This window comes from Limnohabitans sp. T6-20 (assembly GCF_003063505.1).
GTDB lineage: Bacteria > Pseudomonadota > Gammaproteobacteria > Burkholderiales > Burkholderiaceae_C > Limnohabitans_A.
This window is the reverse complement of record NZ_NERW01000001.1, coordinates 531,229-556,594: the sequence shown is the minus strand read 5'-3', so window position 1 is coordinate 556,594 and position 25,366 is coordinate 531,229. Positions and strand designations below refer to the sequence as shown.

General features: G+C 60.3%; 26 protein-coding genes. 8 read left to right on the top strand and 18 right to left on the bottom strand.

Features of this window, described 5'->3' with window-relative positions; all coding sequences use genetic code 11:
• Window positions 1–11 precede the first annotated feature (11 nt).
• Both B9Z33_RS02685 and B9Z33_RS02680 read left to right on the top strand, forming a co-directional pair.
• A complete protein-coding gene (locus B9Z33_RS02685; protein WP_108285463.1) occupies window positions 12–248 on the top strand; it encodes a DUF2783 domain-containing protein in 237 nt (78 codons plus the stop codon).
• A 109-nt stretch (window positions 249–357) separates the two neighbouring features.
• Window positions 358–1,452: a calcium:proton antiporter gene (locus B9Z33_RS02680; RefSeq protein WP_108285462.1), complete on the top strand. Its 1,095-nt coding sequence runs from the start codon at window positions 358–360 to the stop codon at window positions 1,450–1,452.
• Window positions 1,453–1,509: 57 nt separating this feature from the next.
• On the opposite strand, the gene B9Z33_RS15500 is transcribed toward B9Z33_RS02680, so the two are convergent.
• Together B9Z33_RS15500 and B9Z33_RS15680 are read right to left on the bottom strand one after the other, a co-directional pair.
• Window positions 1,510–1,680: a hypothetical protein gene (locus tag B9Z33_RS15500; RefSeq protein WP_158270163.1), complete on the bottom strand. Its 171-nt coding sequence runs from the start codon at window positions 1,678–1,680 to the stop codon at window positions 1,510–1,512.
• 130 nt (window positions 1,681–1,810) lie between these two features.
• On the bottom strand, window positions 1,811–1,984 hold the full coding sequence (locus tag B9Z33_RS15680; protein ID WP_233252702.1) for a hypothetical protein: 174 nt from the start codon (window positions 1,982–1,984) through the stop codon (window positions 1,811–1,813).
• Window positions 1,985–2,445: 461 nt separating this feature from the next.
• Here B9Z33_RS15680 and B9Z33_RS02660 point away from each other — a divergent pair, with 461 nt between their 5' ends.
• A complete protein-coding gene (locus B9Z33_RS02660) occupies window positions 2,446–3,726 on the top strand; it encodes a D-alanyl-D-alanine carboxypeptidase family protein (RefSeq protein ID WP_108285459.1) in 1,281 nt (426 codons plus the stop codon).
• A gap of 15 nt (window positions 3,727–3,741) precedes the next feature.
• Here the strand turns inward: B9Z33_RS02660 and B9Z33_RS02655 are convergent, their stop codons facing one another.
• The 5 genes from B9Z33_RS02655 to B9Z33_RS02635 form a co-directional block, all read right to left on the bottom strand.
• Window positions 3,742–4,629: a ribose-phosphate diphosphokinase gene (locus tag B9Z33_RS02655; RefSeq protein WP_108285458.1), complete on the bottom strand. Its 888-nt coding sequence runs from the start codon at window positions 4,627–4,629 to the stop codon at window positions 3,742–3,744.
• Between the two features lie 13 nt (window positions 4,630–4,642).
• On the bottom strand, window positions 4,643–6,235 hold the full coding sequence (locus B9Z33_RS02650) for a thymidine phosphorylase family protein (protein ID WP_233252701.1): 1,593 nt from the start codon (window positions 6,233–6,235) through the stop codon (window positions 4,643–4,645).
• 66 nt (window positions 6,236–6,301) lie between these two features.
• The gene (locus tag B9Z33_RS02645; RefSeq protein WP_108285457.1) at window positions 6,302–7,504 is read right to left on the bottom strand and encodes a Bcr/CflA family efflux MFS transporter; all 1,203 of its coding nucleotides are present in this window, start codon (window positions 7,502–7,504) and stop codon (window positions 6,302–6,304) included.
• A 1-nt stretch (window position 7,505) separates the two neighbouring features.
• Entirely contained in the window at window positions 7,506–8,090 is a 585-nt protein-coding gene (gene metW, locus B9Z33_RS02640) for a methionine biosynthesis protein MetW (RefSeq protein ID WP_108285456.1), read from the bottom strand.
• The gene (locus B9Z33_RS02635; RefSeq protein WP_108285455.1) at window positions 8,087–9,238 is read right to left on the bottom strand and encodes a homoserine O-acetyltransferase; all 1,152 of its coding nucleotides are present in this window, start codon (window positions 9,236–9,238) and stop codon (window positions 8,087–8,089) included. The genes metW and B9Z33_RS02635 overlap by 4 nt, the downstream gene beginning before the upstream one ends.
• 317 nt (window positions 9,239–9,555) lie before the next feature.
• Here B9Z33_RS02635 and B9Z33_RS02630 point away from each other — a divergent pair, with 317 nt between their 5' ends.
• Together B9Z33_RS02630 and B9Z33_RS02625 are read left to right on the top strand one after the other, a co-directional pair.
• On the top strand, window positions 9,556–10,758 hold the full coding sequence (locus B9Z33_RS02630) for an ammonium transporter (protein WP_108285454.1): 1,203 nt from the start codon (window positions 9,556–9,558) through the stop codon (window positions 10,756–10,758).
• Between the two features lie 227 nt (window positions 10,759–10,985).
• A complete protein-coding gene (locus tag B9Z33_RS02625) occupies window positions 10,986–11,534 on the top strand; it encodes an RNA-binding protein (RefSeq protein ID WP_108285453.1) in 549 nt (182 codons plus the stop codon).
• A gap of 174 nt (window positions 11,535–11,708) precedes the next feature.
• Here B9Z33_RS02625 and lptC read toward each other — a convergent pair whose 3' ends face one another.
• The 3 genes from lptC to B9Z33_RS02610 are packed head-to-tail and all read right to left on the bottom strand — an operon-like array spanning window position 11,709 to window position 13,862.
• Window positions 11,709–12,308 carry an LPS export ABC transporter periplasmic protein LptC gene (gene lptC, locus B9Z33_RS02620; protein ID WP_108285452.1) on the bottom strand — a complete coding sequence of 200 codons (600 nt, stop codon included), beginning with the start codon at window positions 12,306–12,308 and terminating at the stop codon, window positions 11,709–11,711.
• On the bottom strand, window positions 12,305–12,883 hold the full coding sequence (locus tag B9Z33_RS02615) for an HAD family hydrolase (RefSeq protein ID WP_108285451.1): 579 nt from the start codon (window positions 12,881–12,883) through the stop codon (window positions 12,305–12,307). Before B9Z33_RS02615 ends, lptC begins: the two co-directional genes overlap by 4 nt.
• A gap of 1 nt (window position 12,884) precedes the next feature.
• Window positions 12,885–13,862, bottom strand: coding sequence for an SIS domain-containing protein (locus tag B9Z33_RS02610; RefSeq protein ID WP_199220269.1), 978 nt, complete (start codon window positions 13,860–13,862; stop codon window positions 12,885–12,887).
• Window positions 13,863–13,982: 120 nt separating this feature from the next.
• On the opposite strand from B9Z33_RS02610, the gene B9Z33_RS02605 reads away from it, so the two are divergent.
• The 3 genes from B9Z33_RS02605 (at window position 13,983) to B9Z33_RS02595 (ending at window position 17,164) form a co-directional block, all read left to right on the top strand.
• On the top strand, window positions 13,983–15,968 hold the full coding sequence (locus tag B9Z33_RS02605; protein ID WP_108285449.1) for a monovalent cation:proton antiporter family protein: 1,986 nt from the start codon (window positions 13,983–13,985) through the stop codon (window positions 15,966–15,968).
• A 4-nt stretch (window positions 15,969–15,972) separates the two neighbouring features.
• A complete protein-coding gene (locus tag B9Z33_RS02600) occupies window positions 15,973–16,527 on the top strand; it encodes an adenine phosphoribosyltransferase (protein ID WP_108285448.1) in 555 nt (184 codons plus the stop codon).
• 100 nt (window positions 16,528–16,627) lie between these two features.
• Window positions 16,628–17,164, top strand: coding sequence for a 2,4'-dihydroxyacetophenone dioxygenase family protein (locus tag B9Z33_RS02595; protein WP_108285447.1), 537 nt, complete (start codon window positions 16,628–16,630; stop codon window positions 17,162–17,164).
• Between the two features lie 66 nt (window positions 17,165–17,230).
• Here the strand turns inward: B9Z33_RS02595 and B9Z33_RS02590 are convergent, their stop codons facing one another.
• From B9Z33_RS02590 to mnmE, 8 genes are all read right to left on the bottom strand, one after another.
• Window positions 17,231–18,190, bottom strand: a complete 960-nt coding sequence (locus B9Z33_RS02590; protein ID WP_108285446.1) for a branched-chain amino acid ABC transporter permease — start codon at window positions 18,188–18,190, stop codon at window positions 17,231–17,233.
• 4 nt (window positions 18,191–18,194) lie between these two features.
• Window positions 18,195–19,079 carry a branched-chain amino acid ABC transporter permease gene (locus B9Z33_RS02585; protein ID WP_108285445.1) on the bottom strand — a complete coding sequence of 295 codons (885 nt, stop codon included), beginning with the start codon at window positions 19,077–19,079 and terminating at the stop codon, window positions 18,195–18,197.
• Between the two features lie 33 nt (window positions 19,080–19,112).
• Window positions 19,113–20,327, bottom strand: coding sequence for an ABC transporter substrate-binding protein (locus B9Z33_RS02580; protein WP_108285444.1), 1,215 nt, complete (start codon window positions 20,325–20,327; stop codon window positions 19,113–19,115).
• A 39-nt stretch (window positions 20,328–20,366) separates the two neighbouring features.
• Window positions 20,367–21,077 (bottom strand): ABC transporter ATP-binding protein, encoded by a 711-nt coding sequence (locus B9Z33_RS02575; RefSeq protein WP_108285443.1) that lies wholly within the window; start codon window positions 21,075–21,077, stop codon window positions 20,367–20,369.
• On the bottom strand, window positions 21,070–21,846 hold the full coding sequence (locus B9Z33_RS02570; protein WP_108285442.1) for an ABC transporter ATP-binding protein: 777 nt from the start codon (window positions 21,844–21,846) through the stop codon (window positions 21,070–21,072). The genes B9Z33_RS02575 and B9Z33_RS02570 overlap by 8 nt, the downstream gene beginning before the upstream one ends.
• Window positions 21,847–22,009: 163 nt before the next feature.
• Window positions 22,010–22,792 carry an SDR family NAD(P)-dependent oxidoreductase gene (locus tag B9Z33_RS02565; RefSeq protein WP_158270162.1) on the bottom strand — a complete coding sequence of 261 codons (783 nt, stop codon included), beginning with the start codon at window positions 22,790–22,792 and terminating at the stop codon, window positions 22,010–22,012.
• A gap of 28 nt (window positions 22,793–22,820) precedes the next feature.
• Window positions 22,821–23,798 (bottom strand): fatty acid desaturase family protein, encoded by a 978-nt coding sequence (locus B9Z33_RS02560; protein ID WP_108285440.1) that lies wholly within the window; start codon window positions 23,796–23,798, stop codon window positions 22,821–22,823.
• A 128-nt stretch (window positions 23,799–23,926) separates the two neighbouring features.
• Window positions 23,927–25,339: a tRNA uridine-5-carboxymethylaminomethyl(34) synthesis GTPase MnmE gene (gene mnmE / locus B9Z33_RS02555; RefSeq protein WP_108285439.1), complete on the bottom strand. Its 1,413-nt coding sequence runs from the start codon at window positions 25,337–25,339 to the stop codon at window positions 23,927–23,929.
• Window positions 25,340–25,366: the final 27 nt, after the last annotated feature.

Genomic DNA, 25,366 nt, shown 5'->3' with positions numbered 1-25,366 from the left:
CAAGGACTGACATGAACACCGACATCAACGCCACTTTGAAAACAGACCCCAACTTCCATGAAGCCGGTCGCCGGTTTTTCCGTGACTTCTCGCCCGGTGACGAGTTTTATGAACACCTGATCAACGCGCACAACGGCTTGAGCGACGAAGAAAGCGAAGCGCTCAACGCCCGCCTGATCCTGCTGTTGGCCAATCACATTGGGGATTTGAAGGTGTTGCGCGAGGCGCTACAAAAGGCCCGCGGCTGAGAGGGGTTCGCTCCGCCGACCCAGACAGGCCAGACCCTTGGCGATGCATGGTACGCTGCGAAATAAGGTTGTCCAGAGCCCTTGCAGCCCAGTTGTATAGACTGTGCCCATGAAATTAGCCTCTCGACTGCCAGCATGGTCCACCCTTGCCCCCATTGCGACTTGCATTGTTCTCGCCTTGGTTCTGACAGGGTATCGCCCCACCTTGCCGGGCCTGTTCGAAGTGCTCGTTGTCACTGCCTTGGTGGGCGGCATTGTCGCGGCCGTTTTTCATGCAGAAGTGGTGGCGCATCGGGTGGGGGAGCCTTACGGCACGCTGGTGCTTGCATTGGCTGTCACCGCCATTGAAGTGGCGCTCATCGTGTCGCTCATGATCGCGGGAGGGGAGGCGGCAAGCGGCTTGGCCCGGGACACGGTCTTTGCCTCGGTCATGATCATCCTCAACGGCATGGTCGGCATTTGTCTGCTCAGCGGGGGACGCCGCCATGGCGAGCAATCGTTTGGTTTATTCGGTATTTCTGCGGCACTGGCAACGCTGGCGGCCATCTCTGTGCTGACCTTGGTGTTGCCCAACTACACCACGACCACCCCGGGCCCTGTCTACAGCAGCAGCCAACTCCTGTTCATCGCCATCGTTTCGCTGGTTTTGTACGGCACATTTGTGCTGATCCAAACCGTGAGACACCGGGATTATTTTCTGCCTGTGGAAGCCGAAGCGGACGAAGCCGTGCATGCGCAGCCCCCGTCCAACAAGACGGCCATCCTGAGTGCCGCATTGTTGCTGGCGTGCCTGGGATCGGTGGTGTTGTTGGCCAAGACACTTTCACCCACTCTGGAAGCGGTTGTCGCTGACATGGGTGCGCCTAAAACACTGGTCGGCATCATCATCGCTGCCGTGGTCTTGTTGCCCGAGAGCATTGCCGCCTATCAAGCGGCGCGTGCCAACCGTTTGCAAACCAGCCTCAACCTGGCCCTCGGCTCGGCATTGGCCAGCATTGGGTTGACCATCCCCGCTGTTGCTCTGGTCTCCCTCATGAATGGTTGGAGCCTCACATTGGGGATCGACGCCAAATCCACAGTCTTGCTCTTGTTGTCTCTGCTGGTGGCCTCTTTGTCCTTGGGGACGGGGCGCACAACCGTCATGCAGGGGACGGTCCACCTGGTCATCTTCGCGGTGTACCTCTTCACGGCCATTGTTCCCTGATCCTGGCGCTTCCTCTGCCGATCATGTCTGCACGCATCCATGATCGGCCAGAGAAGTTCATTGGAACCAGGCCAAGGTGCCACCCATAAGACTGACTGCGCCAAGGGTGGTCAGCAACCGGGCGTCGCGCGAGTTGCCAGCCCTGTAGTCATGCCAAGCAGAATACAAAATGGCGACGGCTACGACCAGGATGCCCAGTGCGGTGTCTGGTGCTGCGAGATCAAACACAGGCACCTCCAATGCGGATCAGGCCCATGCCTTTGTGCCCAATTCCTGCCGCCGAAGGACAAACCAGTGGGCTGGTTGGCGGGTGCACGGGTGTACTGTTCATATGTGGTTCCTGCCTTTGTCTGATGGCTTAGCTGCAGATGGCCAGCTTGGCGCTGCGGTCACGCACCGGCTTTTGAACCCGCTGCAGACTGCGCGTCAGAACCCGGGTGGCACGGCCCATGGATCGGTCCAGCGCGGTGCGCCAGTCACTTGCCAGCGAGGCGATGACCACGGTGCCCGCTTTGGCGGTGCTGAGTTCCACCTGGCAGCGTTTGTCAATGCCGCCCTTGGGCCGTTCACGTCGGTGAACTGCACTTTGGCACGCGGCACATAGCTGCTCAATCGCCGCAAGGCAAAGCGCACCCGCTGCACGGAAAGTTCACGCATCTGCGCGCCATCGGCGTCCCGGGATTCAACAATGATCTGCATGAAATTTTCTCCAGTGGGTTAAAGAAGACTCGACGATAGGCGGTGCGGCCATTCTGGAAAAGCAGATAATTTCTTATCGAGGGTCTTAAAAAAACAGAACATCAACACCGTCTTCAACGACAAGCATTTGCCCGGCTTGCGGGGGGGCAAACAAAGCGGCATTTCGCAAGCGTTGGTAAAGCTGTCCATGCCCGTGCCGCCATCTGCGCCAAATAGCGCCATCCAAAGTACCGTCAGCTTCGGGGGAGTGTCCGTCTTCGATAGGCGACAATCGGCGCTCAGCCTTTCATCGCCATGCAAATCAAAACTTCTTCCCTCCTTCCTTTCTTTTTCGCCATCGCCGCTGGTGTTCTGGCGCCTGGCGCTGCGGCATTTGCAGCGGGTGCGCATGCCAGCAAGCCTGCAGCGCACGAAAAGGCCGCACCCTCTAAAAAGGCCACGCCCTCCAAAAAGACGGCGGCCGCTGCCAACGCACTGCCGCCACTGGAAGCCCAGACCGCTTTGGCCGCCAATCCGCCCGCGCTGCCCGCCAAGGCCTGGCTGCTGATGGACTTTGACTCGGGTGAGGTGCTCGCCTCGGCCAATGCGGACGAAGCGCTGCCACCCGCGTCGCTGACCAAGATGATGACGAGCTACATCGTTGAGCAGGCGCTGCGCTCGGGCAAGCTCAAGCCCACCGATCTGGTCACCGTGAGCCAAAACGCCTGGTGCCGGGGTTCGAGCACCGAGTCTTGCATGTATTTGCCGCTGAACAGCCAGGCCACCGTCATCGACCTCCTGCGCGGCATCATCATCCAGTCGGGCAATGACGCGTCCAAGGCGATTGCAGAGCACATGGCGGCTTCCGAAGAGGGTTTTGCCAAACTGATGAACGCCGAGGCCCAGCGCCTGGGCATGACGCACACCCATTTCGTGAACCCCACGGGCCTGCCGGACCCGGCGCACAAATCGTCTGCGCGTGACCTCGCCATCCTGGCGCGCGCCATCATCAAAGACGGTGCCGAGTACTACCCCATCTACGCCGAGCGTGAGTTCAAGTACAACGGCATCAAGCAAGGCAACCGCAATGCCTTGCTCTACACCGACCCCTCTGTGGACGGGTTGAAGACGGGTCACACCGAAGAGGCCGGTTATTGCCTGGTCACCTCGTCCAAGCGCAACGACATGCGCCTGATCTCGGTGATCCTCAACACGCACAGCGCCCAGGCGCGGGCAGACCAGACGCGCACGCTGCTGGGCTGGGGCTTTGGCAGCTTCGAGAAAACCACCCCGATTCAGCCAGGCGCTGTGGTGACGACGGCCAAGATCAGCTTTGGCAAGGCCGACACCGTGGCGGCCGGGTTGGGCGCACCGTGGTTGTTGACGGTGCCGCGTGGTGTGCAGGTGCAAACCGCCGTGGTGCTCAAGCCGGGCCTGGAGGCACCGGTGACCAAAGGCGCGGTGATTGGCAAAGTGATCGCGACCTCGAACGGCAAGCCGATGGGCGAAGCCCCGCTGGTCGCGCAGGCCGATGTGGAGCGTGCGGGCTGGTTGCTGCGTGCGTGGCAGCACATCACCAGCTTGTTCGGAAAGTAAGCGCAGACCGTGCGCTCAAGCCAATGATTTGAGCCCTTGCGCCAGCAGAGGTGCCAGTTGCACCACGTTGCTGGCATGCGCAATCGCGTCGGTGCTCCAAAATTCGCCCACGCCCGCCTGGTGAATGTGTTGCAGCGCGTCGCCAGCCAGCAGTGCATGCGTCACCGCCACATCCACGCTGGCGGCACCTGCTGCCAGGGCCAGCGCCGCGGCAGTGGCCAGGGTGTGGCCACTGCTCGCCATGTCGTCCAGAATCACCACCGCCTTGCCTCGCAGCGCGCACGCTGGCAGCACCACCTCGACCTCGCGGTCGCCGCGGCGCAGCTTGGTGCACACCGCGTGTTCAAAACCATGGGCGCTCGCGGCTTGCGTGACCCATTGCGCTGATTCGCTGTCTGGCCCCAGCAGAAAAGCGTTGGGCCGGTGCCGCGCAATCCAGTCGCCCAGCAGGGGCGCAGCGCTCAGGGTGATCGCCTGTTGGGCCGGAACCGCTTGCGCCAAACTCGCCACCCGGTGCAAGTGGGGATCCACGGTGATGACTGCATTGAACAAGTTGGCCAGCCATGCCCCCACAATCCGCTGGCTCACGGCTTGACCGGGGGCAAAAGCCATGTCTTGCCGCATGTAGGCGAGGTAAGGTGCCACCAAGCTCAAGTGCTGTGCACCCAGCTCGCGAGCGGTTTGAGCCGCCAGCAGCAGCTCGACCAGTTTGTCGTTGGGTGCGTGCAGACTGCGCAGCAGCACCACGTGCGGCGGCAAGTGCGCGGGCAGTGTCAATTGCAGCTCGCCATCGGGAAAGCGGTGGCGCTGAACCAGGCAAGGCTTCAGGTCGGCCGCATCAGCCAAACGCCATGCGGCGGGTGCTTCGTCTTCAAAGTAGAGCAGGACTGCAGATTCGGGCATCGGGACTCCGGCATCAAAACTCCACAAACACATGCGGCACTTCCTGTGCCAGACCCAGGGTGTAGCCCGTTGATTTTTGGCACAGCTGCGACGCAAATTCCAGATCGCTCTGGAATGCGGCGTGCACCCTGTACAGGGGCTCACCCTGAGCGACGCTGTCGCCCAGTTTGTGCAGCAGGTCCACGCCAGCGCTTTGCACTTTGGGGGCACCTGCCATGCGGGCGATGCGGGCGATTTGCAGGTTGTCAATCCCGATCACCACGCCATCGGTCGGCGCACAAACTTCGAGCGTCAACGCACCCAAAGGCGGGTGGTTGTGGTCAAAAGGGCGCGCGCCTTGTGCGGTGATGATGGCTTGCATGCGGCCTAGGGCCCGACCCGAGTCGAGGATGTCACGCGCAATGGCAAAACCGTCACCGCCGCGCACATCGGGGTCGGCTTCGATCAGGCGACCCGCCAGCCGCAGCGATTTTTGCCGCAGGTCGTTGGGTGCACGCGGGTCGTTTTCAAGCACCCGCATCACATCACGCGCTTCCAGCATGGGTCCCACGCCCTGACCCACCGGCTGGCGCCCGTCGGTGATGACCACTTCGAGCGACAAGTGCATGCGCGAGGCCACGTATTCAAACAAGCGGCGCAGGCGCTGCGCTTCGGGCATGGAGCGCACTTTGGCTGTGGGGCCGATCGGGATGTCCAGCACCAAGTGGGTGGAGCCCGCTGCGATTTTTTTGGACAAGATGGAGGCCACCATTTGTGCGGGCGAATCCAGCGACAGCGGTCGCTCGACCGCGATCAGCACGTCGTCTGCCGGCGACAAATCGGCTGTGCTGCCCCACGCCAGGCAGCCCCGGTGCGTGCGCACGATCTCGGAGAGTTTTTCAAACGGCAGCTCCACATCGGCCAGCACTTCCATAGTGTCGGCCGTGCCTGCGGGCGAGGTGATGGCGCGCGACGAGGTCTTGGGACACAAGATGCCGTAGGCCGCCAGGATGGGCATCACCAGCATCGAAGTGCGGTTGCCGGGGATGCCGCCGATGCAGTGTTTGTCGACCACCAAGGGCTCGCGCCAGTTCAGTCGACGGCCTGCGGTGACCATCGCATCGGTCAGGTAGTACACCTCTTCGCGGTCCATTTCGCCCCGGTTGGTGGCGACCACGAATGCCGTGAGTTCGATTTTGGAATAGTGGTGTCCCGCAATGTCCTGCACGATGGCGTGGAAGTCGTCCTGGTTCAAGCGTTCGCCATTGATTTTGCGAAACAGCGCTTCCATCGATGCAGGCGGTTCGGCTTGTGCAACCGAGGCGGTGTGGCCGTCGGCCACGCCCATTTGCTGGAAGGCGTCTTCGGACAAGCCCACTTCACCGCAGGCCACGATGGTGTCGTCGTCCACCACATTCAGCGTGGCCAGCACATGCCGTCCGTTGGCGCGCACTTCGACTTTGGACAGTGCCTGGAAACCTTCCGCCCGGTACACGGCGCAATTGCGGTTGAGGTAGGCCACGTTTTCGCGGTAGCTGTCGATGGCGACCCGGCGCAAAGACAAAGGCGATGCCCGCTGGGCCGGGCCTGAAGGGGATGGGGATGCTGCTGGGGTGGCGGTGTCCATGGGCTTCAGACTACACCGAAAACACCCACCGGGGCACGCCTGAAACGCACCCGGCTTTGCGCACGCTCAACGCTTGTGCAGAAAAAATTGGGCGATGGCCGCGATCAGGGCAAAACCCAACATCATCCAGCCGAGGTTGACCGCGCCTTCGTGTGGCACCAGCCCGACCAGATAGCCCCCTGTGGCACCGGTGAGTTGCTGCATCAGGCCTGCCACGGCAGCGGCCGACCCGGCCAGTGCGGGCAACACGCTCACGGTGCCCGCCAGTGCTGGCGGGTTGAGCAGGCCATGGCCCAGACCGAGCAAAAGCAGGGGCAAAGCCACCGCCAGCGCGGTCTGAACACCCGCCAAACCCAAGCCCAGCATCACGACCAGTCCGGTGAGGGTCAAAGCCTGGCCCCAGGCCATCACGCGCGCTTCGCCCAGCCGTTGAATCAAACGCGAGGTCATGAAGTTGCCCAGGATGTAAGACAGCGGCACGGCCATGATGAACCAGCCGATCCCGTCGGGGCCAATCCCGTAGCCCTTGAGCACGATGGGTGCGCCACCCAGGAACACATAAAACGTGGCGGTGGTGGCGGCCAGGATGGCGACGTAAAGCAAGAAGCGAGGCTCGCGCAACAGCCGGGCATAGGCGCTGAGCATGGCGCGCAGCCAGTGGCTGTCGCCAGGTGGGGGTTTGGCCACGCGGGGCAGGCCGAACCAGGTGGCCAAAAGCAGCGCCAAGGCCAACACGGCCAGCAGCACGAAGTTGGCCTGCCAGCCCAAGCGCACGTGGATTTGCCCGCCAATCAGTGTGGCCAGTGGTGGGCACATGCCCAGCGCCATGCCAATGTAGGCCATGACCCGGGTGCGCTGTGGTCCGGTGAACAGGTCTTGCACCATGGAGCGGCTGACCACCATGCTGGCGGCGCTGCCTGCGCCTTGCAGCACCCGGGCGACGGTGAGTGTGGTGATGTCGCTGGCCAGCGCGGCCATGACCGACGCCAGGCCTGCCACCACCAGCCCCAGCATCAGGATGGGTTTGCGCCCGTGTCGATCGGACAGTGGGCCATACATCAGTTGCAAAGCACCATAGGCCACGACGTAGCCACTGAAAGTCAGCTGCACATCGGCTTGCTGGGTGTCAAAGATCGCCCCCCACTCCTGCATGGAGGGCAGGCACAAGGTCATGGCCAGCAGACCAAAAGAAACCTGGGCCAGCAAGTTGGCGATCAGCCAGGGACCATGGGTTGGGTGCGCGCTCACCTTGGCTGGCGTGTGTGGCATGTCAGCCGCGTTGCAACTTGTAGACCGCAGTGCCCGCCATCAAGTTGGGCCACAGGCGCACTTCCTGGCCGTGTTGCAGGCCAAAGGCATCCACTACACGCAGATCGTTTTTGCGGGCCAGGTCACCAAAGTCGGCAAAGGTGCCCACGCGGATGTTGGGCGTGTCGTACCACTGGTAGGGCAGGCGTTTGGTCACCGGCATGCGGCCTTGCAACACGCTCAGGCGGTTGAACCAGTGCGCAAAATTGGGGAAAGCCACAATGCCCACACGGCCCACTCGCACCGTCTCGCGCAGCATGGTTTCGGCGTTGCGCAGGTGTTGCAAGGTGTCGATCTGAAGCACCACGTCAAACGACTGGTCGGCAAACATGCTCAGGCCTTCGTCCAAGTTCAGCTGGATCACGTTCACGCCGCGCTGCACGCAGGCGTGCACATTGGCGTCGTCCAGCTCCACGCCGTAACCGGTGCAGGCATTGTGTTGCTGCAGGTAGGCCAGCAAGGCCCCGTCGCCGCAGCCCAGGTCGAGCACGCGGGCACCATGGGGCACCAAGCGGGCAATGGCTTGCATGATCAAGGGGTCGCTCATGGGGCCTCCCCGTTCAGTGTCTGGGCGATGTTGTCAAAGTAAGAGCGCACCACGTTCAGGTAGCGTGCATCGTCGAGCAAGAAAGCGTCGTGCCCGTGAGGGGCATCGATCTCGGCGTAGCTCACATCGCGGCGGTTGTCGAGCAGGGCCTTGACCATTTCGCGGCTGCGGGCGGGCGAAAAGCGCCAGTCGGTGCTGAAGCTGACCAGCAAAAATTTGCAGGCTGCACGGCTCAGTGCGGCCGACAGGTCGCCACCGAAAGCGCGTGCGGGGTCAAAATAATCCAGTGCCCGGGTGATCAGCAAATAGGTGTTGGCGTCAAAGTATTCGCTGAATTTGTCGCCTTGGTAGCGCAAGTAGCTTTCGATTTGAAACTCGACTTCTTGTGTTGAGTATTTGTAACCCGTGGCGTTGCTGGTCACGGCTTCGCGCAGTTCACGGCCAAACTTTTCGTTCATCACGTCATCGCTCAGGTACGTGATGTGACCGATCATCCGGGCGATGCGCAGGCCCCGCTTGGGCACCACGCCATGTTCGTAAAAGTGCCCGTCATGAAAATCCGGGTCGGTCACGATGGCGCGCCGCGCCACTTCGTTGAAGGCGATGTTTTCAGCGTTCAGGTTGGGGGCGCTGGCCACCACCACGGCGTGCTTCACGCGCTCGGGGTATTGCAGCGTCCAGCTCAATGCCTGCATGCCGCCCAGACTGCCGCCCATCACTGCGGCCAGTTGCGCGATGCCCAAAGCGTCCAGCAAACGGGCTTGCGCGTTGACCCAGTCTTCGACGGTGACCACGGGAAAGTCGGCACCGTAAACGCGGCCGGTGTCGGGGTGGGTGTCCATCGGGCCGGTCGAGCCAAAGCACGAGCCCAAGTTGTTCACGCCGATGACGAAGAATTGGTCGGTGTCCAGCGGTTTGCCGGGGCCGATCATGTTGTCCCACCAGCCCACGTTGTTGGGTTGGTCTGCGTACACCCCCGCGACATGGTGCGAGGCGTTCAGGGCGTGGCAGATCAGCACGGCATTCGACTTGTCGGCGTTGAGCGTACCGTAGGTTTCGTAGCTCAGCGAATAGCCACGAATGGACGCGCCGCTTTGCAAAGGCAAAGAGGCCTCAAACAGCATGCTTTTGGACTCGGCGATCAACATCGAAAGTGTTCAGGTAACAAAACAAAACCCGGCTTCGCAGTCAGCTGGGCCGGGCTTCAATGAGTTGAAACACACGCCATTTAGCTGAATTTCGCAACCCTTTGGGGTTGTGGCGCCCGCAATCGGGTTCAAATCGGCGCATCGGGCAAGTATAAGACGAACGGATCACGTCCATTTGAGAGGTGCATGCGTGACTTTGGGGACCGATGCACATGGCATGCATCAATTTGGGCCTATTTCTTGCTTTTGTTTGGTGCGCCGAGGGCTTTTGAACCCTTTACGCACCAATTCAATTCAAAAACTCTCAAGAGACGGTCATGGAAGCACTGAAACAGGGCGCGGATGCGCTATTTATCTTGTTGGGCGGCATCATGGTGCTGGCCATGCACGCCGGCTTTGCCTTTTTGGAGCTGGGAACAGTTCGCAAAAAGAACCAGGTCAATGCGCTGGTCAAAATCCTGGTCGACTTTTCGGTGTCCACTGTGGTTTATTTTGTGGTGGGTTACAGCGTGGCCTACGGCACGACATTTTTTGTGGGGGCCGAGCAATTGGCGCTCAAGAATGGCTATGAACTGGTCAAGTTCTTTTTTCTCCTGACTTTCGCGGCGGCCATCCCCGCCATCATTTCGGGCGGCATTGCCGAGCGAGCCAAGTTCTGGCCTCAGCTCATTGCCACCGCCGTGATTGTGGGTTTTGTCTACCCCTTCTTTGAAGGCATCGCCTGGAACCAGCATTTTGGTGTTCAGGCCTGGATCAAAGCGGTCACGGGCGATGAGTTTCACGACTTTGCCGGTTCTGTGGTGGTGCATGCCATGGGGGGCTGGATCGCGTTGCCCGCCGTGGTGCTTTTGGGCGCACGTTACAACCGGTACCGCAAAAACGGTGAGGTTTCGGCCCATCCGCCTTCAAGTATTCCGTTTCTGGCCTTGGGCTCCTGGATTCTGATCGTGGGCTGGTTTGGCTTCAACGTCATGAGTGCGCAAACCCTGGACAAAATTTCGGGGCTGGTCGCGGTCAATTCCCTGATGGCCATGGTCGGCGGCACCTTGGTGGCGCTGGTGTTGGGCAAAAATGACCCGGGCTTTGTGCACAACGGCCCCTTGGCGGGTTTGGTGGCTGTGTGCGCCGGGTCGGACTTGATGCACCCATTTGGTGCGCTGGTGGTTGGCGCTGTAGCCGGTGGTTTGTTTGTTGTCATGTTCACCCTGACCCAAAACAAATGGAAGATTGACGATGTGCTGGGTGTTTGGCCTTTGCATGGCGTGTGTGGTGCTTGGGGCGGTATTGCCGCTGGCATATTTGGTACGCAAATGCTGGGGGGCTTGGGTGGCGTCAATCTGACCGCGCAATTGATGGGTACCGTCATGGGCGTGGCTTGGGCCCTGTTGGGTGGCTGCCTGGTTTATGGCGTCCTCAAATTGACTTTGGGTTTGAAACTCAGCCCTGAAGAAGAGTTTGATGGTGCTGACTTGAGCGTCCACAAAATCAGCGCCACACCGGACCGCGAAGTGAGTTGGTAAAACAACAGATTTGTGCTGCAAAGCACATTCTGACGGGCTTCGGGTGAATATCCCTTGCGCTTTTTTTTGTTTTATCGCGCATAATCGCCAGACTTCACTGCAAGAAACAGCGAAGTAATGTTTGCGGTGACCAGATCAGTTTCGCTTTCCTTCCGAAGTTTCAGGTTTGTTGAATGCGTTTTCAGAGCTACATCGCTTTTATCTCTGTGTTTTGAGGAGTCCCTTTCATGGGCAACAAACTTTACGTCGGCAACCTGCCTTACTCGGTTCGCGACGGCGATCTGGAACAAGCGTTCGGTGAATTCGGTGCTGTGACCAGCGCCAAAGTCATGATGGAACGTGACACTGGCCGCTCCAAAGGCTTCGGCTTTGTGGAAATGGGCAGCGACGACGAAGCTCAAGCGGCCATCAACGGCATGAATGGCCAGCCATTGGGCGGCCGCAACGTGGTGGTCAACGAAGCCCGCCCCATGGAAGCACGTCCTCCCCGCACTGGTGGCGGCGGCTTTGGTGGCGGTGGTGGTTTTGGCGGTGGTCGCCGTGAAGGTGGCGGCGGCTATGGCGGCGGCCGCGAAGGCGGTGGTGGCTACGGCGGCGGTCGTGAAGGCGGCGGCGGTGGCTACGGTGGTGGTCGTCGCGAAGGCGGCGGCGGCTACGGTGGTGGCGAAGGTGGCGGTGGCGGTTTCCGCAGCCCCTACGGCGCTGGCCCACGTGGCGGCGGTGCTGGCGGTGGCGGTCGTCGCGAAGGCGGTGGCGGCTACGGCGGCGGTTACTGATTCACACCCCCGGCCGATCTGACCATCGGCCCTTGAATCCTGGCAAGGCCCTGCTCTGCAGGGCTTTGTCGTTTCTGGTGTGCACGCAAAGCCTTGATGCTGGACATACTGGTGAGTGCCATCAGCTGCCACTGCGCCGCAGGCACAGCAACCGGCAGCCAGCGAAGTCGGACCTCAGGGTTTGATTTTGGGCATCAGCGTGCCGCGCACGCGCCCTTGCAGCAAGTATTCGCCGGTGTTGCTGTTGAAGTTCATGGTTTCTGCGGTGAACACATCACGGTCACGGGTGATGTGAACCGGGTCAGATGACACCAACCGGTCTTCGTCCGGCAAGGCCTCCAGTCGTTCACCCCGCAGCTCCACTTGAGCACTTGTGCCGTGCGGGTGTCGGATGGCATAGGCATCCCCGATCAATGTGACCCGCGTGCCATCGTCTGTGGCGATGCCTTGCACAGCTTTGGCATTCATGGTGGCACCCGTTTCGCTTTCGGCGTAGATGCGAATCTGATCGATGTTCAGCGCTTCGGTTGCCGGGTAGTGCTGTGCTTTGTCACCGCTGACTTCGCGCGTGATGCGCCCGGACTTGTCAAACGATTTGACAGAAAAATCAGCCAAGCGGTAATCCGGGTCCTGGCGCACGGGCTTGTTGGTCGAGGGAGTCAGCAGTTCGGGCACGCTTCGCACCAGCCACCAACTGCCCGATGCCAGCAGGGCCATCATGATCAAGGGCAGGTAGACGCTGAGTTGGTCCAGCAGGCGGCGAAAAAAGTTCATGCGGATGGGCCTGTGTGCGCGTTGACGCCGACCTGTGCCAGCAGCTTGGCGTATTGGCCGCTGGCCACCAGCAAGACATCGCAAAAGGCGCGGGCAGCGCCTTCGCCGCCTCGTTCGGCGGTGATGTGGTGTGCCACCGCCTTGGCTTGCGCATGGCCGTTGGCAGGTGCACAGGCAAAGGCCGCGCGCTGCATCACCGGCAAATCGGGCCAATCGTCGCCCATGGCCGCCGCTTGAGACCAGTCAAGTCCCAAGGTTTGCAAAAATGCTTCGGCTGCGGGCCGCTTGTCTTCCGTGCCAAACCGGGCGTGGGTGATGCCCAATGCCTTGAGTCGCAAACGCAGTGCGGGCGAGTCACGGCCCGTAATGACCACCGGCGTGATGCCCGCTTGTTGCAGCAACTTGAGGCCTTGTCCGTCGAGTGTGTTGAATCGTTTGAGTGCTTCGCCGGCTTCAGAAAAGTAAAGCCCCCCGTCAGTCAGCACGCCATCGACATCAAAAAATGCGACGCGAATGCCTCGTGCTTGCAGCAGCAGCTCGGCTGGGTAATTCAGGGCGGGTGTCAAAGCTTGCATGTCAGATCACCTTGGCCCGCATCAGGTCGTTGGTGTTGATGGCACCGCACAGACGCCCGGCCTCGTCCACCACCAAAATGCTGGTGATGCGAAACTGTTCCATCATTTCGACCGCTTCGACGGCCAGTGCCTCTACGCGGATGGTGCGCGGATGGGCGTGCATCACATCGCGGGCCTTGAGGCTGCGCAGGTCGGCACCCTTCTCGATCAGCCGGCGCAAATCGCCGTCGGTGAAGATACCCAGCACTTTGTCCTGGGCATCCACCACCGACGATGCACCCAGTCCCTTGTGGCTCATCTCGCGCATCAGGTCCGTGAAGCTGGCTTCGGGACCCACGCGGGGCAAGGCATCGCCTTTGCGCATCACATCGCTCACGTGCGTGAGCAAGCGGCGGCCCAGCGATCCGCCCGGGTGTGAGCGCGCAAAGTCTTCGGGTTTGAAGCCCCGCGCATCCAGCAGGGCCACGGCCAAGGCATCGCCCATGGCCAGCTGGGCTGTGGTGCTGGCGGTCGGGGCCAGATTCAGGGGGCAGGCTTCTTTGTCGACAGAGCAGTCCAGCACCACATCGGCATGCTGTGCCAACGAAGAATTCAGGCCACCCGTCATGGCGATCAAGGGCACGCCTTGCCGTTTGAGCACCGGCAGGATCGCGACCAGCTCGTCGCTCTCGCCGCTGTTGGACAAGGCCAGCACCACGTCGATGAGCTGGATCATGCCCAGGTCGCCGTGGCTGGCTTCTCCTGGATGAACAAACATGGCCGGGGTGCCGGTGGATGCCAAAGTGGCTGCGATCTTGCGGCCAATGTGGCCGCTTTTGCCCATGCCCGTGACGACCACCCGGCCTTGCACGCCCAGCACCATGTTCACGGCTTTGACAAAGCGTTCGTCCAGGCGTGCTTTGAGTTGCAACAAGGCCGAGGCCTCGATGTCGAGGGTCTCGCGGGCGAGTTGCAGGGTTTGGACGGTATTGGCGAGCATGACCGGCATTTTATCGGGCGCCGTGTGTGGCCTGCGAAGATGGCGTTCAAGGCCACACAAGGCCCTTGTCCGTCCGGCTGAACTGCCGGTTCTGTCACAAGTGCTTGTTACCATCGAAGCATGAGCGCTTTGGAGTTGACCCTGTTGTACCTTTTGGCCGCCGTGCTGGGCGTGGTTGGTTGCCGCATGCTCAAGCTGCCGCCCATGCTGGGTTATTTGGCTGTCGGCGTGGTCATTGGCCCCAATGCGCTGGCGCTGGCACAAAACTCCGATGGCGTGAAGCACTTGGCCGAGTTCGGTGTGGTGTTCCTGATGTTCGTGATTGGTCTGGAGTTCAATCTGCCCAAACTGCGCTCGATGCGCAAACACGTCTTTGGCCTGGGTTTGTTGCAGGTGGTGCTGACCTTGGTCATCGTGACCGTGTTCTCCTTGTTTGTGGCCACCATCGCACCCACGCTCTGGAAGATGGAATGGCAAACGGCCTTGGCTTTGTCGAGCGCCATGGCCATGAGCAGCACCGCGATCGTGGTCAAGCTGGTGGCCGATCGTCTGGAGCTGGAGTCCGAACACGGCAAGCGGGTGATGGGCGTTTTGCTGTTCCAGGATTTGGCGGTGGTGCCTCTGATCGTGATGATTCCGGCCTTGGGTGCACCGGCCGATGAAATGTTGTCGGCCTTGTTGTTGGCAGCTGTCAAAGCGGCGATTTTGATCACCTTGCTTATGACCGGCGGTCAGCGCGTCATGCGCTGGTGGCTCACCATTGTGGCGCGGCGAAAAAGCGAAGAGCTGTTTGTGCTGAACCTGTTGTTGGTCACGCTGGGCCTGGCCTGGATCACCGAGCTGGCGGGTCTGAGCTTGGCGCTGGGGGCTTTCATTGCTGGCATGTTGATTTCCGAGACCGAATACAAACACCAGGTGGAGTTGGACATCCGGCCATTCCACGATGTGTTGTTGGGGCTTTTCTTCATCACCATTGGCATGTTGCTCGACTGGCATATCGTGGTCGAACGCTGGCCTTTGGTCTTGTTGCTGACCACGCTGCCCGTGATTTTCAAGTTGGTGCTGGTCACAGCATTGGCCAAGCTCACGGGCGCACCCAACGGGGTGGCGCTGCGCACCGGCTTGTACCTGGCGCAGGCCGGTGAATTCGGTTTTGTTTTGCTCACGCTGGGATCGCAAAGCAACCTGATCCCACCCGCCTTGCTCAACCCGGTGCTGGCCAGCATGGTGCTGTCCATGATGGCGACGCCCTTCATCATCATGCACAGCAACACCATCGTCATGAAAGTGGTGGCCAGCGAGTGGTTGCAACAGTCGCTGCAGATGACGACCATCGCGCGCAAATCGATCAACACCAGCAAGCACGTGATCATTTGTGGCTATGGCCGCTGCGGTCAAAACCTGGCCCGCATGCTGGAAAAAGAAAACATCCCCTACATGGCGCTTGACCTCGACCCGGACCGGGTGCGGCAGGCCGCAGCAGCCGGAGACTCGGTGGTCTTTGGCGATGCCGGACGTTTGCAGTCGCTCATGGCCGCAGGTCTGGCGCGCGCCAGCGCGGTGGTGATCACGTATCTGGATGTGCCCGCCGCCATGAAGGTGCTGGACCACACCCACAGCCATGCCCCGCAAGTGCCGGTGATCGTGCGCACGCAAGACGACCTTGACTTGGAAAAGTTGCAGCTTGCAGGGGCGACCGAGGTGGTGCCCGAAGCGCTGGAAGGCTCACTCATGCTGGCCAGCCATGCGCTGGCGCTGGTGGGCGTGCCCATGCGCCGCGTGATTCGCATCGTGCAGGACCAGCGCGATGCGCGCTACAACTTGCTGCGGGGGTATTTCCATGGTGCTGACGACGACACGCTGGACGAAATCGACCATGAACGGCTGACCACGGTGGGCTTGCCCATGGCTTCGCCTTGGCTTGGAAAACGGGTGAAAGACCTGGCCTTTCACGCCATGGGCGTGCGCGTGGTGAACTTGCGCCGTGCCAACGGCCAACCTGAAAACGTGAGCGATGAAACCGAGCTGCATTCGGGCGATACGCTGGTGTTGTCGGGCAAATCACAGACTTTGGCTGTGGCCGAAGAAAAACTCTTGCGAGGTTGAAAGCATGGACGATCTGAACGTCAACGATTACCTGAAAAGCCACATTCGCACAGTGCCTGATTGGCCTGCGCCGGGCGTGCAGTTTCGGGACATCACGCCGCTCTTGCAAGACCCACGCGTGTTCCGTGTGCTGATCGATGCCTTCGTGCACCGCTACATGCACCCCGCCCTGCGGCCTGACGTGGTGGCTGGGCTGGATGCGCGGGGCTTCATTTTGGGTTCGGTCGTGGCGTATGAATTGGGATTGGGCTTTGTGCCCATTCGCAAAAAGGGCAAACTGCCTTTCACCACCGTGGAAGAAACCTACGAGCTGGAGTACGGCAGCGCCACCGTCGAGCTGCACACCGATGCGGTCAAACCCGGCCAGCGGGTGCTGCTGATCGACGACCTGATTGCCACGGGCGGCACCATGATGGCGGGCAAAAAGTTGCTCGAAAAGCTTGATGCCACCGTGATTGAGGGCGCGGCCATCGTGGACTTGCCCGAGCTGGGTGGCTCAGATCGCATTCAGGCCAGTGGGCTCAAGCTGTTTACCCTGGTGTCGTTCGAAGGGCACTGAAGCTTTGCGCTAATCAGCGCTGTCTGGCGCTGTCACCCCCGGTGCTGACAGACGCCCTTGGGCGTTTTAAGCTGCGGTTTTGATTGTTGCCTGAAACACCATGACCCTAGCCGAGACCCCGTCTGCTGCCGCAGATGACCGCATCCCCTACGCCAAACCGCAGCCCTGGGGGATGTCGCCCGACATGGTGATCCCTGATGTGGACACGGACGATGAACGGCTGTGGGCTCCCATAGCTCCGGGCATCTGGTCACGGCCTTTGCATTTGAATACGTCGGGCGGGTTTTACGTTCACCTGCTCAAGGTCAAACGCTCGGGGCTGTTGCAGCGCCACCGCCACTCGGGCATGGTCCACGCTTATGTGTTGCGTGGCAAATGGCTGTATCTGGAGCACGACTGGGTGGCCGAAGCCGGTGGCTATGTGTTTGAACCACCGGGTGAAACCCACACACTGGTCGTTCCCGACGATTGCCAGGACATGGTCACCATGTTCACCGTGCACGGCGCACTGATGTATGTGGACACGCAAGGCAACGCCACCGGTTATGACGATGTGTTCACCCGCATCGAGAAATACCGGGCGCACTTCGAAAACGTGGGGCTCGGTGCGGACTACGTGAAGAATTTCATGCGCTGAACCGAAGGTTTTCCCAAAGCAAAAGGCCCGCATGCGCGGGCTTTTTGCTTTGGCAAGATGAGTGCTTTAAAGAGGCTTCTTGATCCAGTTGGCGATTTCACCCATGATGCCGCGGCGGAAAGCGAGCACGCAGATCACGAAGATCACACCCTGAATGATGGTGACCCAAGCGCCCAGATGGGCCAGGTAGTTTTCCATGCTGATGATCACGGCAGCGCCGATCAACGGACCAAACAATGTGCCCATGCCCCCCACGAGCGTCATCAGCACCACCTCACCCGACATGGACCAGTGCACATCGGTGAGCGACGCCAGCTGGAACACCAGCGCCTTGGTGCCGCCTGCCGTACCGGCCAGAGCACCCGAAATCACAAAGGCCAGCAGCTTGAAGGTGTCGGTGTCATAGCCCAAGGACGTGGCACGGTCGGGATGCTCGCGGATCGCCTTGAGGATCTGGCCAAAGGGCGAGTGGATCACACGCCAAATCAGCAAGAAGCCCAAGAGAAAAATCGTCAACACGAAGATGTACATGTTGACGTTGTTTTCGAGGTCCACCAAGCCGAACAACTTGCCACGTGGCACGGCCTGGATGCCGTCCTCGCCACCGGTGAACGGGACTTGCAAGCAGAAGAAGAACACCATCTGGGCCAGCGCCAGTGTGATCATCGCAAAGTAGATGCCCTGGCGGCGGATGGCCAACAGGCCCACCACCAACGCCAAGGTGGCCGAGGACACGGTGCCCAGCAGCACGCACAGCTCGGGGTTGAGCCCCCAGGACTTGGCCGAATAGGCCGCGACATAACCGGCCGAGCCCATGAACATGGCGTGGCCAAAAGACAGCAAGCCACCAAAGCCCAGCAGCAGGTTGAAGGCGCTGGCGAACAAGGCGAAGCACATCACCTTCATCAGAAAGACGGGATAGACCCAGACGGGGGCCACAGCCAGAACGAGGACCATGATGGCAAACGCCACCCACAGGTGCTTGGAGGATTTGGCCGATACAGAGGCAGAAATCGCGTTGGACATGGTGTTACTTCTGAGTGCCGAACAGACCGGCGGGCTTGATGAGCAGGACGATGGTCATGATCACGAAAATGACCACATTGGACGCTTCGGGGTAGAACACTTTGGTCAGGCCTTCGATCAGGCCCAGGCCAAAGCCCGTCAGGATGGCGCCCATGATGGAGCCCATGCCACCCACCACCACCACGGCAAACACCACGATGATGAGGTCAGCGCCCATGGTCGGGTTGACCTGGTAAATCGGTGCGGCCATGACACCCGCCAATGCGGCCAGGCCCACACCAAAGCCATAGGTCAGTGTGATCATGCGCGGCACGTTGATGCCAAAGGCCTGCACCAGGCTCGGGTTTTCGGTGGCGGCGCGCAGGTAGCCGCCCAGCTTGGTGCGCTCAATCACGTACCAGGTGGACAGGCACACCACCAACGACGCCACGATCACCCAGGCTCTGTATTTGGGCAGGAACATGAAGCCGGTGTTGAATGCGCCTTGGAAGACTTCAGGCACCGGATAAGGCATGCCCGATGACCCGAATTCGTTGCGGAACAGACCCTGAATGATCAGCGCCAGACCGAAAGTGAGCAGCAGACCATAGAGGTGGTCGAGCTTGTAGAGCTGCTTGAGCATGGTGCGCTCGATCAGCACACCGCTGGCGCCGACGATGAAAGGTGTCAGTACCAGCGCCACCCAGTAGTTGACGCCCAGTTTGTTCAGGCCCAGATAGGCCACAAAAGCACCCAGCATGTATTGGGCGCCATGTGAGAAGTTGATGATGTTCAGCAAGCCGAAAATCACGGCCAGGCCCAAGGAGAGCAGCGCATAAAAGGACCCGTTGATGAGTCCGATCAGCAGCTGCCCGAACAGAGCTTGAGAGGGAATGCCAAAGATTTCCATGGTGATTTCAGGCTTGCGTGAACAGGGGGTGGATTACTTCTTGACCAGAGGGCAGTCGCCTTCGTTCAGAGGGCGGAAAGCTTCGTTGGCAGGGATGGTGGCTGCGACCTTGTAGTAGTCATAGGGACCTTTGGATTCCGAAGGCTTCTTGACTTCAAACAGGTAAGCAGGGTGGATCTTGCGACCGTCAGCGCGGATGGAGCCTTTGCCGAACAACACGTCGTCGGTCGGCAGTTCCTTCATTTTGGCCACCACTTTGGCGCCGTCATCGGTCTTGGCCGCATCGACGGCTTTCAGGTAGTGGATCACACCGGCATAGACACCCGCGTGGTCAGACGAAGGCATTTTGCCGCCATGCAGGGCAGCGAAACGCTTGGACCAAGCACGGGTGTTGTCGTTTAGATCCCAGTAGAAGGTTTCTGTCAGCAACAGGCCCTGTGCTTTGTCCAGACCCAATGCATGCACATCGGGCAAGAAGACCAGCATGCCGGCGAGGTTCTGGCCACCTTTGACGATGCCGAATTCAGATGCCTGCTTGATGGAGTTGATGGTGTCGCCACCCGCGTTGGCCAGGCCGATGATCTTGGCCTTGGACGCTTGCGCTTGCAGCAGGAAGGAAGAGAAGTCTTGCGTTGGGAAAGGCGTGCGGACCTTGCCCACCACTTTGCCACCGTTCTTGGTCACCACAGCTTCGGTGTCGCGCTCCAAGGCGTGACCGAATGCGTAGTCGGCGGTCAGGAAGAACCAGCTGCTGCCACCGTTTTTCACGATCGCCTTGCCGGTGCCGTTGGCCAGCATCCAGGTGTCGTACAGGTAGTGCACCACGTTGGCGTTGCAGGCTTTGCCCGTCAGGTCAGCGGTGGCCGAACCGGTGTTCACGTGGGCTTTGTTCTTGTCTTTGGTGATCTGGGCAATGGCCAGACCCACCGAGGAGGTGGGCACGTCGGTGATCATGTCGACCTTGTCGGTGTCGTACCACTGGCGGGCGATGTTGGAGCCGATGTCGGGTTTGTTCTGGTGGTCGGCGCTGACAACTTCCACTTTGAGCGTGCTCTTGGTGGCCTTGATGTAGTCCTCAACCGCCATCTTGGCTGCGACCACGGAGCCGGGGCCGCCGATGTCGGAGTAAGGACCCGACATGTCGCTGAGCACACCGATCTTGACGAGGTTGTCAGAGACCTGGGCTTGCGCTGTGCCTGCCAATGCGCATGCAGCCAATGCTGCGGTTGCAAGAAGTTTGCGTTTCATGGTGATGTCTCCTGTGAAAGTCAGTGGGAAAAAAATGAATCAGACGCCGAGGTATTCGTGCAGCATGGGCATCTTGGCTTGCAGCTCGCTGGCGGCAAAGCCTTCGATGATGCGGCCGTGCTCCATGACGTAGAAGCGGTCAGCCAGCGGTGCGGCAAAACGGAAGTTCTGCTCGACCATGATGATGGTGAAACCTTTGGCCTTGAGTGAAAGGATCATGCGGGCCAAGGCTTGCACGATCACAGGCGCGAGGCCCTCAGAGATTTCGTCGAGCAGCAAGAGCTTGGCGCCCGTGCGCAGGATGCGGCCCACGGCCAGCATCTGCTGCTCGCCGCCCGATAGGCGGGTGCCCGGGCTGTTCTTGCGTTCGAGCAAGTTCGGGAACATCTCGTAAATTTCATCGATGGGCATGCCGCCGTCAGCAATCACGGGGGGCAACAACAAGTTTTCTTCGCAGCTGAGCGAGGCAAAGATTCCGCGCTCTTCAGGGCAGTAACCGATGCCGAGCTTGGCGATATTGTGCGGGGCCATGTCAATCGACTCGCGGCCGTTGATGGTGATGGAGCCTGTGCGCTTGCCCACCAGGCCCACGATGGACTTGACAGTGGTGGTGCGCCCTGCGCCGTTGCGGCCCAGCAGAGTCACCACCTCGCCTTTGTGCACCGTCAGGTCCACGCCGTGCAGGATGTGCGACTCGCCGTACCAGGCGTGCAGGTTGCTGATGCGCAGGAATTCGTCGGAATCAGCCATGGGCACTCTCCAGCTCGTTCTCGACGGTGCCCATGTAAGCTTCCAGCACTTGAGGGTTTTTGGAGACCACTTCGTAAGGTCCTTCGGCGATCACCTGTCCGCGTTGCAGCACACTGATGGTGTCGGCAATGCTGGAGACCACGTTCATGTTGTGCTCCACCATCAGGATGGTGCGGTTGGCACCGACTTTTTTGATCAGCTGCGTCACGCGGTCCACATCTTCGTGGCCCATGCCCTGGGTGGGCTCGTCCAGCAGCATGAGTTCGGGGTTCATGGCCAGCGTGGTGGCGATTTCAAGGGCGCGCTTGCGGCCATAAGGCAATTCCACCGCCGTCAGGTCGGCCATGCTGCCCAAATCCACTTCGTCAAGCAGGGCCATGGCCTTGTCGTTGAGCTGGTCGAGGATGCGCTCCGAACGCCAGAAGTGCATGGACATGCCGGTGTTGCGTTGCAAGGCGATGCGCACGTTTTCCATCACCGTGAGGTTGGGGAAAGTGGCCGAAATCTGGAACGAGCGCACGAGGCCCCGGCGAGCCACTTGGGCAGGTTTTTCAGCAGTGATGTCCTGGCCGTTGAACAGAATTTGTCCTCGGGTTGGAATCAGGAATTTGGTCAGCAAATTGAACACAGTGGTTTTGCCTGCACCGTTGGGGCCGATCAGCGCATGGATTTGCCCGCGCTGAACGCCCAGGTTGACGCCATTGACGGCGACGAACCCTTTGAACTCTTTGACGAGCTCCCGGGTTTCGAGGATGAAATCTTTTGACATGACGTGTGAACAGGTCCCGTGATTGACGTTGCAACCTTGAGTGTTGCAGCGCAAGTTTGTATTCTGGGTTCTGCTCATCGCGCCCGACGTAGTGGTTATCCCGGGGGCTTGTCTCTCAAGTGTCTGAGGTGAAGAGAAAATTCACAATGGCGTTGAAGGGAATTCAGCTCAGCACCATGCCGCCATCGACGTGGATGCTTTGGCCCGTCATGCCGCTCGATTCGGATGAACCCAGATAGACCGCCAGACCCGCAATCTCGGAAGGATTCAGTACGCGACCCAATGGCACGCGGGTCAAGGTGGCCTTGACCATTTCTTCGCCGGTCATGCCCGTGCTTTGGGCGACTTGGGCCTTGAGCTCTTCCACCATGTCGGTTTGGATGAAGCCCGGGCAAATCGCATTCACCGTCACCTTGTGCGGACTCGCCTCCAGTGCCACGCAGCGTGTCAAACCCACGACCGCATGCTTGCTCACGTTGTAGGCACTTTGGTTGCGTGAGCCCCATTTGCCTGCGGTCGACGCGATGTTGACGATGCGGCCGTGTCGGCGCGCTTGCATGCCCGGCAAGCACGCCTGCATGAAGTGCAGCACCCCAAACAGGTTCACATCCAGCATGTCCTGAAAGTCCTGCGGTGCGTAGTCTAGGAAAGACTTGGCCCGGTACACCCCTGCGTTGTTGACCAGCACATCGACGCGCCCAAAGCGCTCTTCGGCTTGCGCGACGGCGGCAAAACAGGCGTCGAGGTCGGTCACGTTCAGGCCCAAAATCATGATGCGATCAGCGGGCAAGCCCAAGCTGTCTTTGACTTCCTGCAAGCGTGCCGTGTCTGTGGCGATCAGGCACAGGCTGGCACCTTCGGCCGCATAAGCCTCGGCGATGGCACGGCCGATGCCACGGCTTGCACCGGTGACGATGGCCACTTGTTGGTCGAGTCGGTGTGCCATGTTCAGTCCTTTGAATGGGGGGGGGAAGTCAGATGAGTGCTGCGCGTTTGCGCTGATCGGCCGGTGTGCCGTGATCAGGGTCGTCGTTCGGATTCGAGATCGCTTTGCGCAGCACCTGCACATAACCTTGCGCCAACTCCATGCGTGGGCCAAAGCCTTGTTCAATCAGCATGCTGTGGGCGGCTGGCAGTTTCCAGCAGGGCGTGAACACAAACAGGTGGTGTTCCAGGTGGTAGTTGACCCAGTAAGGTGCCAGCACCATGCGCATGCCCCAGTTCGTGAGCGTGGTCCGGGTGTTGCGCAAGCGGTCATCGTTGTTGCCCACCACCGCGTGCTCGGCGATGTTGCGAATGCGGCTGATCACCTGGTACCAAGTCAGCAAGGGCAGCAGCCACAAGGCAAAATAAGCCCACCACACGCCAGCGGCCGCCGTGATCCCAAAGATGGCCAGGTTGGTCAATGCGAAATACTTCTCTGCCTGAAACAGGTTCTTCCAGCGTCGCAGGCGGCTCGGGTCATTACCCATCTCCATGCGAAAAAATTCCATGCGCCTTTGGTAGCCTGTGACACCCAAAATGTCGCGCCGCATCTTGCGCCAGAAACTGCTTTGGCTGATTGGGAATGGCGCCGACAAAATCAGGTCTGGGTCTTCTTTTTGCTGCGTGTGGCGGTGGTGACTCAGGTGGTAAGGGCGGTACAGCGTGAGGCTCGCGCCCACGGGCCAGCCGCACATAAATGCGCCTAACGTGTCATTGAGTCGGGTGTTTTTGAACAAAGCGCGGTGCGCCGCGTCGTGCATCAAGATCGCCAAGCCCAGCTGCCTGCCGCCAATGACCACGACCGCGATGATGAAACTCAAGGGGTTGGGCCAGGCGATGAAAAATGCCATGGCCAGTGCAATGACGCCCCAAGCGTGCAGCACGAGGTAAGCGCCCATCCAGTCAGAACGGCCGCGCAGGTAAGCGTCTTGTTCTGGGCTGAGCGTGGGTTGTGTGTCGGCAGTCATGGTGGGCAGTGCAAGAAAGCATCAAACCACGATCATGTTCCCGGCATGGCGGCTGCATGAGTCACTGACGTGACCTTTTGAGGGTTTCCCTGAGGCGAACTTGGCGATGGTTTCGCCAAATCAGGGGGTCATTTCCCGATACAAAAACTCGAAAAAATCACGCCCAGCAAGTCATCGGCGCTGAACTCGCCGGTGATTCCGTTCAGCGCGTTTTGACCCAAGCGCAGTTCTTCGGCCAGCAGGTCCAGGTTTTGCGCTTGAGCTGCCAAGTGGGCATCGGCTATTTCAAGGTGCTCGCGCACCCGGTGCAGCGCTTGCACATGGCGCTCACGGGCAATGAACAGGCCTTCGCTGGCTTGTTGCCAGCCTGCTTGTTGCAGCAGTTGCTGGCGCAGCGCCTGCAGGCCTTCCCCCGTGCGGGCCGACAAGGTCAGGCCGCTGCGCTCGTCCGATGCCTGGGCGGCATCGGCTTTGTTCCACACATCGATCACGCTCACGCTGGCCGGCAAGCGGGCTTTTAATGCGGCGGCAATGTCGGCGTCGGCACTGTCGTAATCGGCTTGGCCGGTGCGTGTCAGGTCGTGCAAAAACAGCACGGCATCGGCATTCTCAATCTGGCCCCAGGCGCGGGCAATGCCGATTTGCTCGACTTCGTCTACGCCTTCGCCTTCGCGCAGACCCGCGGTGTCGATCACGTGCAGCGGCACGCCTTCAATCTGAATGGTTTGTTGCACCACATCGCGCGTGGTGCCCGCAATCGGTGTGACGATAGCCAACTCGGCCCCAGCCAGCGCGTTGAGCAGTGAGCTCTTGCCGGCATTCGGCTGGCCCGCAATCACCACCTTGATGCCTTCGCGCAGCAGCGCGCCTTGCTTGGCCTTGCCCAGCACGGTCGCCAAGGCCGATTGCAGGCGCGTCAACTGGCCTTGTGCATCGGCCTTTTGCAAAAAGTCGATTTCTTCTTCCGGGAAATCCAGCGTGGCCTCGACCAACATGCGCAGGTGGATCAGTGCATCGCGCAGTTGGTGAATTTCTTTGGAAAAGTCACCTGCCAACGAACGGCTGGCGCTGCGTGCGGCGGCTTCGGTACTGGCGTCGATCAGGTCAGCAATGGCTTCGGCCTGAGCCAGATCGATCTTGTCATTCAAAAAAGCACGTTCAGAAAACTCGCCCGGTTGCGCCACACGCAAACCCGCCAGACGGGGTTGGCCGGTGGTCAGGTCGGTTTCTGCGGCCGCCTGCATGCAACGCGCCACCAGCAACTGCAACACCACTGGGCCGCCATGCGCCTGCAGCTCCAGCACATCTTCGCCAGTGAACGAGTGAGGCGCTACAAAGTGCAGCGCCAGGCCGTGGTCGATCGGGCTGCCATCGGCATCGGCAAAGGGAAGATAAGTCGCTTCACGCGCTTTGAGGCTGCGCCCGCACAAGGCCAAAATGAGCGAAGACAAATTCTTGCCTGAGACACGCACAATGCCCACCGCACCGCGCCCGGGTGCAGTGGCAATGGCAACGATGGGTTCTTGGTGGCGGGCAAGCATGGGGTGTCCTCAATAAAAAAAGGGCCG